The following is a 17,688-nucleotide window of genomic DNA, read 5'->3' as shown; positions in this document are numbered from 1 at the left end:
GAGCCGCGACCTGTGCGCCTGCAGTGAGTTTGCTGTGACGTGCTCGACCCGAGTCTGAGGCCTCGTTCAGAACCGGGTATTTGGCGTGCGGCGGGGACGTTCCGGTGTGAGAGTGGGCACGGAGGAATCGAATGAATGCGCTGCTGGCCACCAGCCTCGTCGGAGGTCCCTTCCTGATCGGACTGTACGTCCTGACGGGGCTGGCCGTCGCCGGTCTCCTGCTCCGGCGGCTGGGCCTGCGCTCCGCGGCCCTGACCCTGGCCCTCGTGCTGGCCGGGGCCCTCGCCGGCTGGGTCCTCGTCTGGCTGGTCAGCGACGTCTGGGACGTCTTCGGCGTCTCCATGTCCACGCCCACCCGGCTGTGGACGGCGGGCCTGTTCGGTGCCCTCGTGCTCGCCGTCTCCAACCTGGTCGGTGCCCGCGCGCACCGCCGGTGGCTGGCCATCGTCGCGATTCCGCTCTGCCTCCTCACCGCGGCCGCCGGGATCAATGCCGAGTTCGGCCAATTCAACACAGTGCGGGCTGTCCTCGGCATCCCGGTCTACGGGACGCTCACGGATGCCCTCGCCGCACCGGTCCCGCCCGTCGCCGACACCAGGGGCACCGTCGGCACCGTCACGATACCGGCGATCGTGTCGGGTTTCGCGGCCAGGGACGCCATGGTCTACCTTCCGGCGGCGGCCCGGAGTGCCGACCCGCCGGCGCTGCCCGTCATCGAGATGCTCTCCGGCCAGCCGGGCAGCCCAGCCGACCTGTTCACGGCCGGCCGACTGGCCGGCATCCTCGATGCCTGGGCGGCCACGCACCAGGGCCTGGCGCCGATCGTGGTCGTCCCCGACCAGCTCGGCGCCCCCGACCGGAATCCGATGTGCGTCGATTCGACGCTGGGCAACTCGGCCACCTATCTGACCGTGGACGTGCCGGCCTGGATCCGCGCCCACTACCGGGTTGCCGATGCGCCGGAGGGCTGGGCCATCGCCGGGTTCTCCCAGGGCGGCACCTGCTCGATCCAGCTCGGCGCCGACCACCCGGAGCTCTACGGCACGATCCTGGACATCTCCGGGGAACTGGCGCCCACGGCCGGCACCCCGGAGCAAACCGTGCAGGCAGGGTTCGCGGGCAGCGCGGCCGCCTACGCCGCGGCCGCACCGAGCGCCATCCTGGCCGCGCACGCGCCCTACCGGGCCCTGCACATCATCTTCGCGGTCGGCGGCGATGACACCAGGTACATTGCCTGGACGAACACCCTCCAGGCGGCGGCGGTCAGGGCCGGGGCGACCACCGACCTCCTCGTTTCCCCGGGCACTGCCCACGACTGGCACACGGTGGTGTACGCGCTGACCCGCGCGTTGCCGCTCGTCGCCGCGCACACGGGATTGACGGTGACCCCGTGACGAGGCAGCGGCCTGGGACTGCACCGCCCCGGGCGTCACCGCGCTGGACTTCACTGCGCCGGGCCGCGCGGCGCCGGGCGGCCCGGCAACCGGTCGCACTCGCCTACGCGCTCGCTCTCCTGGTGATGGCCCTCGCCACCGGCCCGCTCCACGGCCCCGCCAGGCACGTGCGGCTGCTGCTGGGCACCGGCTACGAGTCCGTCGTCGATGAGGGGCACTGGTGGACCCCGCTCACCTCCGTCTTCTTCGTCGACAACGGCGCAGAGCTGCTCCTCGCCCTCGCCGGCGCGGTCGTCCTGGTCGGCTATGCCGAAAGGCTGATGGGCAGCGGCCGCACCATCATCGTCTTCGCCGGTTCGGCGGTGCTCGGCGCCGCCGGCGGCATCCTGCTCCAGGACGCCGGCGTCGCCGGCGGGGAACTCTGGTCGCGAGGCGTGAGCGAACTCTTCGCGCTCGACCCGTTCACTCCGATCTTCGGCACCATCATGGCGGCAAGCTGCTACGCCGGTCCGCTCTGGCGACGGCGCATCCGCGTGCTCACGATCTCCGCAGCACTGGTCCTCCTGCTCTATTCCGGCCAGCCCTCCGACGTCTACCGGCTGATCGCCGCCCTCGTCGGCCTCGGCATCGGGGCGCTGTTCCGGCCCAGCCGGATCGACTTCACCTGGCGGCGCAGCTCGCACCACGAAACCCGCACCCTGCTGGCCGCGGTCGCCGGCGTGCTCGCGGTCGGCCCGCTGATCACGATCTTCTCCGGCGCCCGGTTCGGCCTGCTCGCCCCGCTCGGCCTCCTGCTCACCCAGGACGTGCCCGCCGCCACCGACGTCGTCGACCGGTGCCTGCTCGGCAACATCACGAGGCAGTGCGTGCACGAGCTCACCCTCGAACGCATCGGCGGCGCCGGCCCGGTGCTGGTCAGCCTGCTCCCGCTGCTCACCCTCCTCGTCGCTGCCTTCGGCCTGGCGCGCGGCCGTCGCTTCGCGGCCTGGCTCGCGATCGTCGTCAACGCCGGGATGGCGGTGCTCGGGGCCTGGTACTACGGTCTGCTGCCGGTCTCCGGCCAGCCGTACGTCTGGCACTGGCACTCCGCACACTACTGGGAGATCGCCCTGGTGCTGGTCGTGTCGGTGCTCGTCCCCCTGGCCACGGCGATCGTGCTGGCCGCCAATCTCCGCCGGTTCCCGGTGCGGGGCCGGCCGGGTCGCCGCCGCCGGTTCGCCCTGACGGTCGTGCTCAGCTTCCTCGGGCTGGCGTCGCTCTACGTCGGCGCCGGCTGGCTGCTCCGCGACAGCTTCCGGCCCAGGGTCGCCCTGATCGACCTGGTCACGGATGTGCCGGAGCGCTTCATCCCGGTCGGCTTCCTCCGGCTGGAGCGGCTGTCCTTCCTCCCGACCGACTGGGTCTCGGCCACCCTGTACCAGTGGGTCGGCCCCGTGTTCTGGATCATCGTCATCGTCGGCGCCATCCTCAGCCTGCGCAGCGGCACGGCTGGCGTGAGCCGGGACGACCAGGCCAGGCTGCGGGAGATCCTCACCCGCGGGGGAGGAGGCTCCCTGGCGTTCATGGCGACCTGGGAGGGCAACTCGATCTGGTTCAACCGGGCCGGCGACGTCGCCATCGCCTACCGGGTGGTCAACGGTGTCGCGATCACCACGACGGAGCCGATCGGCAGGGCAGAGCATGGGGCACAGGCGATCTCCGACTTCGCCACCATGTGCGACGACCACGGCTGGATCCCGGTCTTCTACAGCCTCCACGGCAGCTGGCAGGCAACGTTCAGCCGGATGGGCTGGCAATCGATGGGCATCGGAGAGGAGACCGTGCTGCGGCCGCGCAGCTGGGACCCGACGGGCAGGAAATGGCAGGACATCCGCTCGTCGGTCAACCGGGCCGACCGGGCCGGCGTGCGAGCGGTCTGGACCGATCACAAGGCCCTCGGCGTGCTCCAGTCCCTGCAGATCACCGAGATCTCCGAACTGTGGGTGCAGGAGAAGGAACTCCCCGAACTCGGATTCACCCTCGGTGGCCTCGACGAACTTCGTGACCCGGCCGTGCGCCTCATGCTCGCCGTCGACGCGGACGAGCGCGTGCACGCCGTGACCAGTTGGATGCCCAGCTACCGGGACGGAATCGTCGTCGGCTGGACCCTCGACTTCATGCGCCGTCGGCCCGACAGCATGAACGGCGTGATGGAGTTCCTGATCGCTCGCACCATGCAGATGATGAGCGAGCAACCCGAGATCGAGTTCCTCAGCCTGTCGGCCGCCCCGCTCGCCCAGACCGGCGCCCAGACCGGTGCCGGGGCAGGCCAGGGACGGTCCGGCAGTGTTGCGGCCCGGATGATGGACTTCCTCGGCCGCAGCCTCGAGCCTGTCTACGGCTTCCGTTCCCTGCTGGCCTTCAAGCGCAAATTCCAGCCCGAATTCCACCCCTTGTTCCTGAACTACCCCGACCCGGTTGCTCTGCCGGCCATCGGGATCGCGCTCGCCCGCGCCTATCTGCCGACGCTGTCGATGAGGGAAGCGCTCGCCTTCGCCCGGGGCCTCCGCTAGGGTTCCGGCACCCCGGCCTCCGTTGTCGAAACGCAATCGAAACTGCGGCCAAACGATGCTAAGTTAAAAATGTGTTTGCCGGTGCGCTCCTCCTTAGCCGCCGCGACGGGTCCTACTGAGGCCTCCCTCGTCGCGGAGTTTGTCGTTGGCTGACCACCATTCGCGAGGAGATGAAGGATCATGAAGAACAATCAGACCGCGTCGGCGATGCCGATCCACAAGTACCGTCCGTACCACGAGCAGTTCCGGGTCGACCTGCCCGACCGCACCTGGCCGACGAAGCACATCAACCAGGCTCCGCGCTGGTGCGCCGTCGACCTGCGTGACGGCAACCAGGCCCTGATCGACCCGATGAGCCCCGAGCGCAAGCGCATCATGTTCGACATGCTCGTGCGAATGGGCTACAAGGAGATCGAGGTCGGCTTCCCGTCGGCGAGCCAGACCGACTTCGACTTCGTGCGCAGCCTGATCGAGCAGGACGCCATCCCCGGCGACGTGACGATCCAGGTGCTCACCCAGGCCCGCGAGCACCTGATCCGGCGTACCTACGAGGCGATACACGGCGCGAAGCAGGCGATCGTGCACCTGTACAACTCGACCAGCGTTCTGCAGCGCGAGGTGGTCTTCCGGGAAGACAAGCAGGGCATAATCGACATCGCGCTGTTCGGGGCGCGCACCTGCCGCGAGATGGAGAAGACCGTTCCCGGCACCATCGTCTACTACGAGTATTCCCCGGAGAGCTACACCGGCACCGAACTCGAGTTCGCCGTGGACGTCTGCAACCAGGTGATCGAGGTCCTCGAACCGACGCCAGAGCGCAAGGTCATCATCAACCTGCCGGCCACGGTCGAAATGACCACCCCCAACGTCTACGCCGACTCGATCGAGTGGATGGGCCGCCACCTCGCCCACCGCGAGAACGTGCTCATCTCCCTGCACCCGCACAACGACAGGGGCACCGCCATAGCGGCCGCCGAACTCGGCTACCTGGCCGGGGCCGACCGCATCGAAGGCTGCCTCTTCGGCAACGGCGAGCGCACCGGCAACGTCGACCTGGTCGCCCTCGGCGTGAACCTGTTCACCCAGGGCATCGACCCGCAGATCGACTTCAGCAACATCGACGAGATCAAGCGCACCGCCGAGTACTGCAACCAGCTGCCGGTGCCCGAACGCAGCCCGTGGGCGGGCGACCTCGTCTTCACCGCGTTCAGCGGATCGCATCAGGACGCCATCAAGAAGGGCTTCGAGGCCATGGCGGCGGATGCCGCGGCGCGGGGCTGCTCGGTCGACGACCTGCCCTGGGCGGTTCCCTATCTGCCGATCGACCCGAAGGACCTCGGCCGCAGCTACGAGGCCGTGATCCGGGTCAACTCGCAGTCCGGCAAGGGCGGCGTGGCCTACCTGCTCAAGACCGACCACGCGCTCGACCTGCCGCGCAAGCTGCAGATCGAGTTCTCCGGTGTCGTGCAGTCCAAGACCGACGCCGAGGGCGGCGAGGTCACCAGTGAGCAGATCTGGGAGATCTTCAACGACGAGTACCTGCCCGCGAGCCACACGACGCCCGACGCCAAGTGGGGACGCTTCGAACTGCACGCCACCCGCACGTCGAGCGACCTGTCGGGAACGGTCGAGCTCTCGGTCGACCTGCGCGATGACACCACCGTGGCCAGCGCCGTCGGCGCCGGCAACGGCCCGATTGCGGCGTTCCTCGGTGTGATGGCAGAGCGAGGCATCGCGATCACGCTGTACGACTACGTCGAGCACGCCATGTCGGCCGGTGGTGACGCCCTCGCGGCGGCCTACGTCGAGCTGGACGTGAACGGCAAGCGGTTCTGGGGCGTCGGCATCGATGCCGACATTTCGACCGCCTCGCTGAAGTCGGTCGTCTCGGCGGTCAACCGCGGCATCCGCGCCGAGGCCGGCAAGCGCCGCCTCGCCGACGCATCCGTCTGAAACGCAGCCGGGCCGGACCGCGGCTGATCTGAGCCATAGCCACAACTTGCGGCACAACGATTCCGCCGGGAGCGGGCCCTCACGGGCGACTCCCGGCGGATGCTTGCCGGCCGGACCACACCGAGCCGGACCACACCGAGTTGGACCACACCGAGCCGGACCACACCGAGCTGGTCAGCACCGAGCCGGTCAGCACCGAACCGGTCAGCACCGAACCGGTCAGCCGCGGGCGTCAACCGACTCCCGGAGCCGGGTCTGCACCGCCAATCCCGGGGACGGCCGCACCGGTGCCCTCCGGGACTCCGACCTGGGGCTGAGAACCGCGACGCAGTCATCGATCGCTCCGGCGAGGAGGTCGTACAACCGGTCGTCTGGGTTGGGCGTGCACGCCTCGGCGATGCCCTGAACGGACACCCGGATGATGGTCTCGGCCGTGCGGTCGGTGAACCTCGACCTCGACCAGGACCCCATTGAGGCGATGAATTCTCGTGCCCAGCGTTCGGCGTCGGGCGCTTCGTCGAAGGCGGCACGGATTCTCAGGGCAAGGTCGGCGGGCAACTCACCGGTGTCACCGGCCAGGTGGCGTTCGCAGTTGAGTATCCCGACCGCGAGGGCATGCTGGTGTTCGGCGCTGGCCACGGACAGCGCCGACGTACCGGCGCGGAGGGCCATCAGCAGGCGCACCCGGGAATCGTCGCCGCGCACGCCGATCACCGACGGGATGAGCGGAACCAGGCGCGACCTCCCCGTGTCGGAGGTGCAGTCGTTCACCATCCGGGCCAGGGATGCCAGCAGCGGATGGGTGCAGGTCGGGTGGTCGGTCCAGGCTTCGCCGGCAAGGTAGGAGGCGAACTCCATGAAACATGCACCTGACCTAGGGTTTCTATGCTTCCCTCTGGAAAGGACGGGCATCAGGTCCGGTGCCGGCATCAGGCCGGGCGCATTTCCTGTCAGTAGATTCATGAGCATCCTCCAAACAAGGTGAATTCTTCTCACCAGTGTCACCCCGCACGGCCGGAAAGGCGAGAGCTAATCCGCCGTGCAGGGGGGATTTCACAGACTTTGTCAGACCCCGCGGTTGCGACGGCGCCGGAAGGCGACGATGTTCTCATTGCGCCGCCAGCGCGGCCAGCTGCCGATCGCCCGCTGTTGCGGGAGGCTCCAGCCGAACCGGGCCGCGAGCACACGGATGACGGTCGTCACCACGACGCAGCTGATCCCGGCGATCGTGATCGGCACCTGAAGCATGAACAGCACCACGAGCAGTCCGCTGCCGACCCCCGCGGCGACGGCGTAGAACGACCCGACGTGCATGACCGCGATCGGCACGTTGAGCATCATGTCGCGGAGAGCCGACCCGCCGACGGCCGTGATCACGCCCACGAACAGGGCGGGGATCTCCGGCAATCCCTGGGCGAGCGCCTTGCTGGTGCCCAGGGCGCCGAACAGGCCGATCGTGACGGCGTCGAGGGTGATGATGAGGGGGCCGAGCCGGTTGAACAGGCTCTGCAGGAGCATGCCGAGCAGGGCGGCCCCTGCCGACACCGGCAGGTACCAGTTGCTCTGCAGGGCGGCCGGCACGCCGTCCAGCATGATGTCGCGCAGCAGGCCGCCGCCGAGCCCGACGGTGATGCCGATGAACGCGATCCCGAGCAGGTCGAAGCGGCGGTCGGTGAAACGCCCGGCGAACATGGCGCCCTGGATCGCGCCGATCGCGACGGCCGTGAGGTCGAGCCACAGCGGGATCGTGAAGGAGATTGTGGGCACATCCAATGAAACCACTGAAACGCCCGCTGCGGCGCGCACGCGGGCATCCGTTGCCGCAGGTGGGACAATCGGAGTGTGCCTGTCTACCGTGATGAAGCCGTCGTGCTGCGCACCCACAAGCTGGGTGAAGCCGACCGCATCGTCACCATGCTCACGCGGAAGCACGGCAAGGTGCGCGCGGTGGCCAAGGGAGTGCGGCGCACCGCCTCGAAGTTCGGGGCGCGGCTCGAGCCGTTCATGGTCGCCGACGTGCAGCTCTACGAGGGCCGCAGCCTCGACATCATCACCCAGGCCGAGTCGATCGGGTCCTACGGGGCGCAGATCACCGCCGACTATCCCAGCTATACGGCGGCCAGCGCCATGGTCGAAACCGCCGACAAGCTGACCGAGGCCGAGGGCTCGCTTCAGCAGTATCTGCTCCTGGTCGGCGCCCTGAGATCCCTGGCCCGCCGGGAACACGGCGCCGGCCTCACCCTCGACTCCTATCTGCTGCGCGCCCTGTCGATGGCCGGCTGGGCACCCAGCTTCCAGGACTGTGCCCGGTGCGGCGCGCAGGGCAGCCACTCTGCGATCGTCGTGCAGGTCGGGGGGATCGTCTGCGACGACTGCGCCGCCCCCGGCTCGCCGCGGCTCGACGCCCAGACGATCGCCCTGCTCAGCTCCCTGCTCACCGGTGACTGGGACCACGCCGAATCCGCCGCAGAAAAGACCAGAGCCCAGGCCACCGGGGTCGTCGCCGCGTACACGCAGTGGCACCTCGGACGAGGCCTCCGATCGTTGGAGCACGTCAGTCGATGACCCCTAATCCGTTCGCGCAGAAACCGTTCACCCACAGGGACGCGATGCCGTTCCGGCCCCTGGACTGGACCGGTCTCTACCCGCCGACCCTGCCGCTGAAGGTCGTCCCCGAGCATGTCGCCGTGGTGATGGACGGCAACGGCCGGTGGGCGAACGCCAGGGGACTGCCGCGGGTGGAGGGCCACAAGGCGGGGGAGGCGGCGCTGCTCGACGTCGTCGCCGGCGCGATCCAGATCGGTGTCAAGCACCTGAGCGTCTACGCGTTCTCCACCGAGAACTGGAAGCGTTCGCCCGACGAGGTGCGGTTCCTGATGGGGTTCAACCGCGACGTGCTGCACCGCAGGCGTGACCAGCTCAACGAGTGGGGGGTGCGCGTGCGGTGGGCCGGGCGGAAGCCCCGGCTCTGGGCATCCGTCATCAACGAACTGCAGTTTGCCGAACGTCTGACCGCCGGCAACGACGTGCTCACCCTGACCATGTGCGTGAACTACGGCGGGCGCACGGAAATCGCGGATGCCGTGCGCGCCCTGGCGGAGGACGTCGCAGCCGGCCGGTTGAAGCCGTCCGGCATCACCGAAAAGTCGATCCAGCGCCACCTGTATACCTCGGACCTTCCCGACGTCGACCTGTTCGTGCGCAGTTCGGGGGAGCAGCGCACGAGCAACTTCCTGCTCTGGCAGAGCGCGTACGCGGAGATGGTCTTCCTCGATACCCTGTGGCCGGACTTCAGCCGGGTCGACCTGTGGCGGGCGATCGAGCTCTACGCGACCCGAAACCGCCGCTACGGCGGCGCCGTCGACACGCCCTCCGCCTGACCCTCCCCGCCCCCGCCCCTCCCGCCCCCGTCGGCCGAGTGCGTTCCGAATTCAGGAGAACAACCCGGTTTCAGGGCGGCGGCGAGCACCCGTCGCACTGTTCCGGGGTCCACACCTGAATTCGGATCAGGTTCCGGTCGGCCGGGTCGGGGGAGACCGCGGCGCAACGAGATCCCGGCTCGGGAATACTGGGGCGCGCCGCCGGTTGGCCTCTGAGTGAGCGAAACCATCAAAGTAGACATCTGGTCCGACGTGCAGTGCCCCTGGTGCTACATCGGAAAGCGCAAATTCGAGGCCGGCGCGGCCCTCTTCGACGGGGATGTCGAGGTGGAGTATCACAGCTTCGAACTGGCGCCCGATACACCAGTCGACTTCGATGGCAGCCCGGTCGACTACCTCAGCCAGCGGAAGGGCCTGCCCGTGGCGCAGGTCGAGGAGATGCTCGAGCGGGTCACCGGGATCGCCGAGAGCGTCGGACTCCACTACGACTACGACTCCGTGCACCAGACCAACACCGTCATCTCGCACGAGCTGCTGCACTATGCGAAGGTGCACGGGCGCCAGCTCGACATGAAGGAACGACTACTCAAGGCCTACTTCGTCGACGGTCTGCACGTGGGCCGGATTGACGACCTCGCCGACCTCGCCGCCGAAATCGGCCTCGACCGCGCCGACGTCGTCAGGGCGCTCACCGCCCACGACTACCTCGGCGACGTCAAGGCCGACATGGCACAGGCCAACGCGTACGGCATCCAGGGCGTTCCCTTCTTCGTCATTGACGGGAAGTACGGGATCTCCGGAGCCCAGGACCCTGATACCTTTGCGCAGGCTCTCCGCCAGGCGTCCACCGAAAAATCCGAGGAGAAGAACAAATGACCGAACAGACCATTTCTGCCGAGGCGACCGCCCCGGTCGGCACCACTGCTGTGACCCCCGTTCCCACCATCGAACTTCTCGGCGAGGCCGGCGGCGGATGCTGCGGCGGCGGCTCCTGCGGCATCTGAACAGCGCGCTCGTCGACACCGCTCGACGCCCCGTCCTGCGCGCGTCGAGCGGTGTCGCCCGCGTCTGGGAGAATTGAGCGAAATGACTCCTGAAATTGCGACCAGCCGGGCCGCGCCGCTCTCGATCGGCCCCCTCACGCTGGATGTCCCCGTCGTGCTCGCACCGATGGCCGGCATCACCAACACCGCGTTCCGCCGGCTCTGCCGTGAATTCGGCGCGGGGCTCTACGTCAGTGAGATGATCACCTCCCGTGCACTCGTTGAGCGCACCCCGGAATCGATGCGCCTGATCAACCACCACGAGAGCGAAACCACCCGCTCGATCCAGCTCTACGGGGTCGACCCCAAGACCGTGTCCGACGCGGTCACCATGCTCGTCGCCGAAGACCGGGCCGACCACATCGACCTCAACTTCGGCTGTCCGGTGCCCAAGGTCACCCGCAAGGGAGGCGGAGCCGCCCTCCCCTGGAAGCTCGGCCTGTTCCGGCAGATCGTCGAAGCCGCCGTCACCGCGGCGGGCGCCGTCCCGGTCACGGTGAAGATGCGCAAGGGCATCGACTCCGACCACCTGACCTATCTCGAGGCAGGCAAGGCTGCCGAGGGCGCGGGCGTCTCGGCGATCGCGCTCCATGCGCGCACAGCCTCAGAGCACTACTCCGGGGAGGCCGACTGGTCGGCGATCACGACCCTGAAGAACACCATCACGAGCGTGCCCGTACTCGGTAACGGTGACATCTGGTCCGCCGACGACGCCCTGCGCATGGTCGCGCAGACCGGATGCGACGGGGTGGTCGTCGGCCGCGGCTGTCTCGGCCGCCCGTGGCTGTTCGGCGACCTCGCCGCCGCCTTCCGCGGACAGGGGACCGGAGCGGAGACCGCGCTGATCCAGCCCAACCTCGGACGCGTGGCCGAAACCTTCCGCCGCCACGCGGAGTTGCTCACCGAGTTCTTCGAGAGCGAAGAGCGCGCCTGCCGCGACATCCGCAAGCACGTAGCCTGGTACTTCAAGGGCTACCCGGTCGGCGGCGACCTGCGGGCGAGCCTCGCCTCGGTCGCGTCGCTCGCGCAGCTCGACGACCTGCTGGGCACCCTGGACTGGCAGCAGGAATACCCCGGCGTCGGAGCCGAGGGACCGCGCGGCCGCGCCGGGAGCCCGAAGAAGACGTCTCTGCCCGAACACTGGCTCGACTCCAGGGAGATCGTCGGCGCGGAACGGGTCAACCTGACCGAGGGCGAAGGGGACACCAGCGGTGGCTAACGAAACCGGTTACAGCAGCCACGACGAGGAACGCTGGCTCCCGGAGGTGCACGGCTCGCGCCGCAGCGACTTCGCCCGCGACCGCGCCCGGCTCCTCCATTCCAGCGCGCTGCGCCGCCTGGCCGCCAAGACGCAGGTGCTCAGCCCGACCGCCGGCCTCGACTTCGCCCGCAACCGGCTCACCCACTCGCTCGAGGTCGCCCAGATCGGCCGGGAGCTCGCGCTCCGGCTGGGCCTCGACCCCGACATCGTCGACACGGCCTGTCTCGCGCACGACATCGGGCACCCGCCGTTCGGCCACAACGGCGAGAAGGCGCTCAACACCTGGTCCCTGGACATCGGCGGCTTCGAGGGCAATGCGCAGACCCTGCGATTGCTCACCCGACTCGAGCCGAAGGTCTTCGGCGACGACGGCCGCAGCTACGCGCTGAACCTGACCCGGGCCAGCCTGGACGCCAGCTGCAAATACCCCTGGCCGGAAGACTCCTCCGTCGCCGATCCCAGCGGCCGCGCCAAGTTCGGTTTCTACCAGGACGACATGGCCGCCTTCGAGTGGATGCGGTCGGGGGCGCCAGAACGACGGCTCTGCATCGAGGCCCAGGTGATGGATCTCTCCGACGACATCGCCTACTCCGTGCATGACTTCGAGGACGCCGTGGTCAACGGGTACCTGGACATCGCCGAACTCGGCGGGCGTGCCAGCACCGAACTCGTCTCCTCGATGCACTCCTGGATCGGCGGCGCCGTCTCCCACGCGGAACTGGCGCTCGCCTACGACCGGCTCGGCGCCCTCGACTACTGGTTGCACGGCTGGACCGCCGGCCGCCGTGACCAGGGTCGGCTGAAGAATCTCACCAGCCAGCTCATCGGCCGGTTCTCCGGGGCCGCCGTGCGTGCCACCCGTCAGGCGTACTCGGGGGAGCAACTCATCCGCTTCGGCGCCCACGTTGTCGTGCCGCGCGAGGTCCAGGCGGAAATCGCGGTACTCAAGGGCATCGTGGCCGCTTTCGTGATGTCGAAGAACACCCGCCAGCCGATCTACCAGCAGCAGCGTCAGGTGCTCACCCTGCTTGCCGAGAGTCTGCACGCCACCGGCGACGAACACCTCGACGCCGGCTTCCGCGAGGACTGGCACGCGGCCGCGGACGACCCGGCGCGCAAGCGCGTTGTCGTCGACCAGGTTGCCAGCCTCACCGACCAGTCCGCGCTGGCCTGGTACGAGCGTCTCGTGCAGAACTGACAATGGGCAGGACTAGCATTCAGCTATGGCTGGCCTGATTCGACAAAGCGACATCGAAGAGGTCAAGGCCCGCACGAACATCGCGGACATCGTCGGCGACTACGTCACCCTGAAGTCGGCCGGAGTCGGCTCGATGAAGGGCCTGTGCCCCTTCCACGACGAGCGCAGCCCGAGCTTCCACGTGCGCCCACAGGTCGGCTTCTACCACTGCTTCGGCTGCGGGGAGAGCGGCGACGTGTACTCGTTCCTGCAGAAGATGGACCATGTCTCCTTCAGCGAGGCCGTGGAACGGCTTGCCGCCCGCGTCGGGATCGAACTGCACTACGAGGGCGGTGGGGACGCACCCGACCACACCAACCGGTCCCGGCTCTACGCGGCCAACCAGGCGGCGGCCGAGTTCTTCGTGGAACGTCTCGGCAGCGCCGGTGCCCTGGTCGGCCGCAACTTCCTCGGCGAACGCGGCTTCGATTCCCAGGCCGCCGCCCTCTTCGGCGTCGGATTCGCGCCCAAGAGCTGGGACGAACTGACCAACCATCTCCGCGGCAAGGGCTACTCGACCGAGGAGCTGACTCTCTCCGGCCTCGTCTCCAGCCGTGAGGGCTCGAGCGGGGTGTACGACCGTTTCCGCGGGCGGCTCGTCTGGCCGATCCGCGACATCACGGGCCAGACCATCGGCTTCGGTGCGCGCAAGCTGCTCGACGACGACAAGGGCCCGAAGTACCTCAACACGCCCGAGACCCCGATCTACCACAAGGCCCAGGTGCTCTACGGGCTCGACCTCGCCAAACGAGACATCTCGCGCAACCACCAGGTCGTCGTCGTCGAGGGCTACACCGACGTCATGGCCTGCCATCTCGCGGGGGTGACGACCGCCGTCGCCACCTGCGGGACCTCCTTCGGCGTCGACCACATCAAGGTGCTGCGTCGCGTCCTCGGTGACGACAGCGGGGTCGGCGAGGTCGTGTTCACCTTCGACCCGGATGCCGCCGGCCAGAAGGCCGCGATGCGCGCATTCAGCGAAGAACAGCGCTTCTCCGCGCAGACCTTCGTTGCCGTCGCGCCGGAGGGTCTCGACCCCTGTGACCTGCGCCTGCACCGCGGCGACGACGCCGTGCGTCGTCTCGTCGATTCGAAGAAGCCGATGTTCGAGTTCATGATCCGGCAGTTGCTCGGCCAGTACAACCTGGACACGGTCGAGGGGCGGGTCGGGGCGTTGCGCCAGGCCGCTCCGCTTGTCGCCGACATCCGTGACCCAGCCCTCCGTCCCGGCTACACGCACGAGCTGGCGCGCATGCTCGGCATGGAGCTCGGCGAGGTCGCCAGGGCCGTGTCGACCGCGCTGTCGCGCACCCGCTCCGCGGGAGCCGGGAACTCCGCGGCGCAGGGCCACGTCGGCACACGCCGCGACGACACGGAGGAGGCTTCGCGCGAGCAGCCGTTCTCGATGACCAACCTGTCGACGGACCCGGTCACCCGGCTTGAGCGTGACGGGCTGATGGCCATGCTCCAGCGTCCCGTCCTGGTCGGCGCCGACCTGATCCAGCGTGCCGTGCTGACCAGCTTCGCTCAGCCCTCGCTCGCGGTCGTGCGGGACGCCGTCGCGGCCAACCTCGAGCACCACGACGCTCCTGATTGGCTCGACCGGATCGTGGCCGATGTGCCGCCCCAGCTGGAGAACCTGGTCAAGGAGCTGGCGATGGCCCCGCTGCCGGAGCGCAGCGAGCGGGAAATCGGCCGGTACGTGCGCGACATCACGGTCGCCCTCGTCGACAAGGACCTGCTGCGCCAGAAGGCCGAACTGCTCGGCCGGCTGCAGCGCGCGGATGCCTCCATTCGCGAGGTCTACGTGGCGCTCCAGCGCGAATTGGTGCGGGTCGAGGCCGAACGGCGCAACCTCCGCGAGGACTAGCCGCGGCGGACCGGCCTGCCGTTCGTGAGGTCCGACGCTTCATTGCAGCTCGGTAAAGATGCTCCATCGTTGACGGACGAACCGCGCATTCTGTGCTATTTCTTTCCATACAGCTATGCCGGGTGACGCGCAAGGCGCCGCCCGTGCCTGGATTTTTCAGAGGAAGAGGCTCACGGATATGGCATTCTCATCCACTCCCCGCTCTCGAGGGCTCAGCGCCGCAGCAGTAATCGCTGTCGCCGCGCTTGCCATGACGGGTTGCTCCGCAGGCGGAACCACCGGTGGGACGACCGGCGGCGCGATCACGATCGGCACGACCGACAAGGTCATCTCGCTCGACCCGGCCGGTTCCTACGACAACGGCTCGCTGGCCGTGCAGAACCAGGTCTTCCCGTTCCTGATGAACACACCGTACGGCAGCCCCGACGTCCAGCCCGACCTCGCGGAGACTGCGGAGTTCACGTCTCCGACGGAGTACACCGTCACGCTCAGGGCCGGCCTCAAGTGGGCGAACGGTAACGACCTCACTGCCTCCGACGTGAAGTTCACCTTCGACCGTCAGGTGAAGATCGCCGACGAAAACGGTCCGTCCTCGCTCCTCTACAACCTCGACAGCACCGAGGCCAAAGACGACACGACCGTCGTCTTCCATCTCAAGGCTGCCGACGATCAGATCTTCCCGCAGATCCTCTCCAGCAATGTGGGCCCGATCGTCGACGAGGACTCGTTCTCTCCCGACGCGCTGACCCCCGACGCGGACATCGTCAAGGCCAAGGCATTCGCCGGGCCGTACATCATCACGAGCTATGACTTCAACAACCTGATCGGGTACAAGGCGAACCCGGACTACAAGGGACTGCTTGGCAAGGCCAAGACCGACGTCATCAACGTCAAGTACTACACCGACGCTTCGAACCTGAAGCTCGATGTGCAGGAAGGGAACATTGACGTCGCATGGCGAACCCTGTCGGCGACCGATATCGACGACCTGCGCGGGAATGACAAGGTCAAGGTCGTCGACGGTCCCGGTGGAGAACTCCGCTACATCGTCTTCAACTTCAACACCCAGCCGTTCGGTGCGACGACCGCCGACGCCGACCCGGCCAAGGCACTCGCCGTCCGCCAGGCGATCGCCAACCTCGTCGACCGCGAAGAGATCGCCGACCAGGTCTACAAGGGCACGTACACGCCCGCGTACTCCTTCGTCCCCGGCGGACTGACGGGCGCCATCGAGCCGCTCAAAACCCTCTACGGCGACGGCAATGGGGGCCCGGATGCCGCCAAGGCCAAGGCGGCCCTCGAGGCTGCCGGCGTCACCACCCCGGTCACGCTCAACCTGCAGTACAACACCGACCACTACGGGCCGGGCTCGAGTGACGAGTACGCCCTCGTCAAGGACCAGCTGGACGCATCCGGCCTGTTCACCGTCAACCTCCAGTCGACCGAGTGGGTGCAGTACAGCAAGGACCGCACGAGCGACGCCTACCCGCTGTACCAGCTGGGTTGGTACCCGGACTATTCGGATGCCGACACCTATCTGACGCCGTTCTTCCTCAAGGAGAACTTCCTGCAGAACCACTTCGACGACCCAGAGGTCAACAACCTGATCCTCAAGCAGGCGGTCACGGCTGACCCGACCGCACGCACTGCCCTGATTGAGGAAATTCAGGACAAGGTCGCCGTGCAGCTGTCGACCCTGCCCTTGCTCGTGGGCGCGCAGGTTGCCGTCACCGGAACCGACATCACCGGAACCGAGGACACGCTGGACGCGTCGTTCAAGTTCCGTTACGCGGCACTGGCGAAAGGTTAGTCCGCCAAACGGCTAGAGTTTCTCTAATTTGAAATCCGGGGGCACCCAGCAGTTCCATCGCTGGGTGCCCCCGACCCTTTCCAATCGTTAGGCAGGCATGACCACAGTGGCAGCGCGCCCCCCGGCCCCACAGGCCGCCAGGCGCAAACGGACCTCCTCGGGCGGGGGGATCGGGCGGTACATCCTGATCCGCTTCGCCCTGATCTTTCCCACTATCTTCATCCTTGTCTCGATGGTGTTCTGGCTGATGCGGGCCACCGGCGACCCGATCACGGCCGCCCTCGGCGGCCGCCTCGGGCCGGACCAGCTCGCGGAGCGCATCCACGCGGCCGGCTACGACCGGCCCATCCTGGTGCAGTACGTCGAATACCTCGGGAACGTCTTCACCGGCAACTTCGGGACCACGATCAGCACCAACAGGCCCGTCACCGAGGTGCTCCTCACCTACGGCGTCGCGACCGCGGAGCTGGTCTTCTACTCGCTCGTCGTGGCGTTCATCGTCGGCATCCCGCTTGGCCTCGTCGCCGCCTACTGGCGGGACAAGGCTCCCGACGCGTTCCTGCGTGTCTTCGCAATCCTCTGCTACGCCACCCCGGTGTTCTTCTCTGCCCTGCTCTTCAAGCTCGTCTTCTCCGTCTGGCTCAAGGTGCTCCCGGTCGCCGGTCGCGCGTCGACCGGTTCTGAGCTGCAAATGCAGTTCCTGCCTGGCAAGACGGGCATCTACACCATCGACGCCCTCCAGACGGGCAACCCCCAAATCCTCCTCGACGTGGTGTCGCACGCCGTCCTCCCCGCGCTGGCACTGGGGCTTCTCACCGCCGGCGTCTTCCTCCGCCTCGTCCGCACGAACGTCATCGGCACCCTCGGCGCCGACTACGTCGACTCCGGTCGATCGCGCGGCGTCAGCGAATACCGCCTGGTCACCAAGCACGCCTACCGGCCCGCCCTGATCCCGATCATCACCGTGATCGGACTCCAGATCGCGCTGCTGCTCAGCGGCGCGGTCCTGACCGAGACGGTCTTCGAATGGAAGGGCCTGGGCTTCCAGCTGGCCCAATTCCTCACCGCCCGCGACTTCGTCGCCGTCCAGGGCATCGTCGCCCTGCTCGCCGTGATCGTCGCCCTATCCAACTTCGTCGTCGACATCATCGCCGCAGTCATCGACCCGAGAGTGAGGTACTGACATGG

14 protein-coding genes are annotated in these 17,688 nt (G+C 68.0%); 12 read left to right on the top strand and 2 right to left on the bottom strand.

What is annotated here, in order from left to right; translation table 11 throughout:
• The first annotated feature begins 131 nt into the window (after positions 1–131).
• The 3 genes from E3T48_RS15895 to leuA all read left to right on the top strand — a co-directional run bounded on the left by E3T48_RS15895 (position 132) and on the right by leuA (position 5,899).
• The gene (locus E3T48_RS15895; protein ID WP_134524990.1) at positions 132–1,394 is read left to right on the top strand and encodes an alpha/beta hydrolase; all 1,263 of its coding nucleotides are present in this window, start codon (positions 132–134) and stop codon (positions 1,392–1,394) included.
• Positions 1,391–3,946 carry a bifunctional lysylphosphatidylglycerol flippase/synthetase MprF gene (locus E3T48_RS15890; RefSeq protein WP_134524989.1) on the top strand — a complete coding sequence of 852 codons (2,556 nt, stop codon included), beginning with the start codon at positions 1,391–1,393 and terminating at the stop codon, positions 3,944–3,946. The genes E3T48_RS15895 and E3T48_RS15890 overlap by 4 nt, the downstream gene beginning before the upstream one ends.
• Positions 3,947–4,126: 180 nt before the next feature.
• The gene (gene leuA, locus E3T48_RS15885) at positions 4,127–5,899 is read left to right on the top strand and encodes a 2-isopropylmalate synthase (RefSeq protein ID WP_134524988.1); all 1,773 of its coding nucleotides are present in this window, start codon (positions 4,127–4,129) and stop codon (positions 5,897–5,899) included.
• A 219-nt stretch (positions 5,900–6,118) separates the two neighbouring features.
• Here leuA and E3T48_RS15880 read toward each other — a convergent pair whose 3' ends face one another.
• Entirely contained in the window at positions 6,119–6,757 is a 639-nt protein-coding gene (locus tag E3T48_RS15880; protein ID WP_174844194.1) for a hypothetical protein, read from the bottom strand.
• A 207-nt stretch (positions 6,758–6,964) separates the two neighbouring features.
• A complete protein-coding gene (locus tag E3T48_RS15875; RefSeq protein WP_134525011.1) occupies positions 6,965–7,666 on the bottom strand; it encodes a trimeric intracellular cation channel family protein in 702 nt (233 codons plus the stop codon).
• Positions 7,667–7,741: 75 nt separating this feature from the next.
• Between E3T48_RS15875 and recO the strand changes: the two genes are divergently transcribed.
• From recO to E3T48_RS15835, 9 genes are all read left to right on the top strand, one after another.
• On the top strand, positions 7,742–8,464 hold the full coding sequence (recO, locus tag E3T48_RS15870; protein WP_134524987.1) for a DNA repair protein RecO: 723 nt from the start codon (positions 7,742–7,744) through the stop codon (positions 8,462–8,464).
• Positions 8,461–9,279, top strand: a complete 819-nt coding sequence (locus E3T48_RS15865; protein ID WP_134524986.1) for an isoprenyl transferase — start codon at positions 8,461–8,463, stop codon at positions 9,277–9,279. The genes recO and E3T48_RS15865 overlap by 4 nt, the downstream gene beginning before the upstream one ends.
• Positions 9,280–9,495: 216 nt before the next feature.
• Positions 9,496–10,155 (top strand): DsbA family oxidoreductase, encoded by a 660-nt coding sequence (locus tag E3T48_RS15860; RefSeq protein WP_134524985.1) that lies wholly within the window; start codon positions 9,496–9,498, stop codon positions 10,153–10,155.
• Positions 10,152–10,283: a hypothetical protein gene (locus E3T48_RS17460; RefSeq protein ID WP_255455850.1), complete on the top strand. Its 132-nt coding sequence runs from the start codon at positions 10,152–10,154 to the stop codon at positions 10,281–10,283. The genes E3T48_RS15860 and E3T48_RS17460 overlap by 4 nt, the downstream gene beginning before the upstream one ends.
• 82 nt (positions 10,284–10,365) lie before the next feature.
• Complete coding sequence (gene dusB / locus E3T48_RS15855) at positions 10,366–11,541, top strand: tRNA dihydrouridine synthase DusB (protein ID WP_134524984.1); 1,176 nt, start codon at positions 10,366–10,368, stop codon at positions 11,539–11,541.
• A complete protein-coding gene (locus E3T48_RS15850; RefSeq protein ID WP_134524983.1) occupies positions 11,534–12,781 on the top strand; it encodes a deoxyguanosinetriphosphate triphosphohydrolase in 1,248 nt (415 codons plus the stop codon). Before dusB ends, E3T48_RS15850 begins: the two co-directional genes overlap by 8 nt.
• A 25-nt stretch (positions 12,782–12,806) precedes the next feature.
• The gene (gene dnaG, locus E3T48_RS15845) at positions 12,807–14,690 is read left to right on the top strand and encodes a DNA primase (RefSeq protein WP_134524982.1); all 1,884 of its coding nucleotides are present in this window, start codon (positions 12,807–12,809) and stop codon (positions 14,688–14,690) included.
• Between the two features lie 178 nt (positions 14,691–14,868).
• Positions 14,869–16,500 carry an ABC transporter substrate-binding protein gene (locus E3T48_RS15840; protein ID WP_134524981.1) on the top strand — a complete coding sequence of 544 codons (1,632 nt, stop codon included), beginning with the start codon at positions 14,869–14,871 and terminating at the stop codon, positions 16,498–16,500.
• A gap of 97 nt (positions 16,501–16,597) precedes the next feature.
• Positions 16,598–17,683, top strand: a complete 1,086-nt coding sequence (locus E3T48_RS15835; protein WP_134524980.1) for an ABC transporter permease — start codon at positions 16,598–16,600, stop codon at positions 17,681–17,683.
• The last annotated feature ends 5 nt before the right edge of the window (positions 17,684–17,688 follow it).

It is taken from the genome of Cryobacterium fucosi (genome assembly GCF_004403515.1).
Classification (GTDB): Bacteria; Actinomycetota; Actinomycetes; order Actinomycetales; family Microbacteriaceae; genus Cryobacterium; species Cryobacterium fucosi.
Note: the sequence above shows the minus strand (reverse complement) of the source record. Positions and strands in the feature narration are given on the sequence as shown.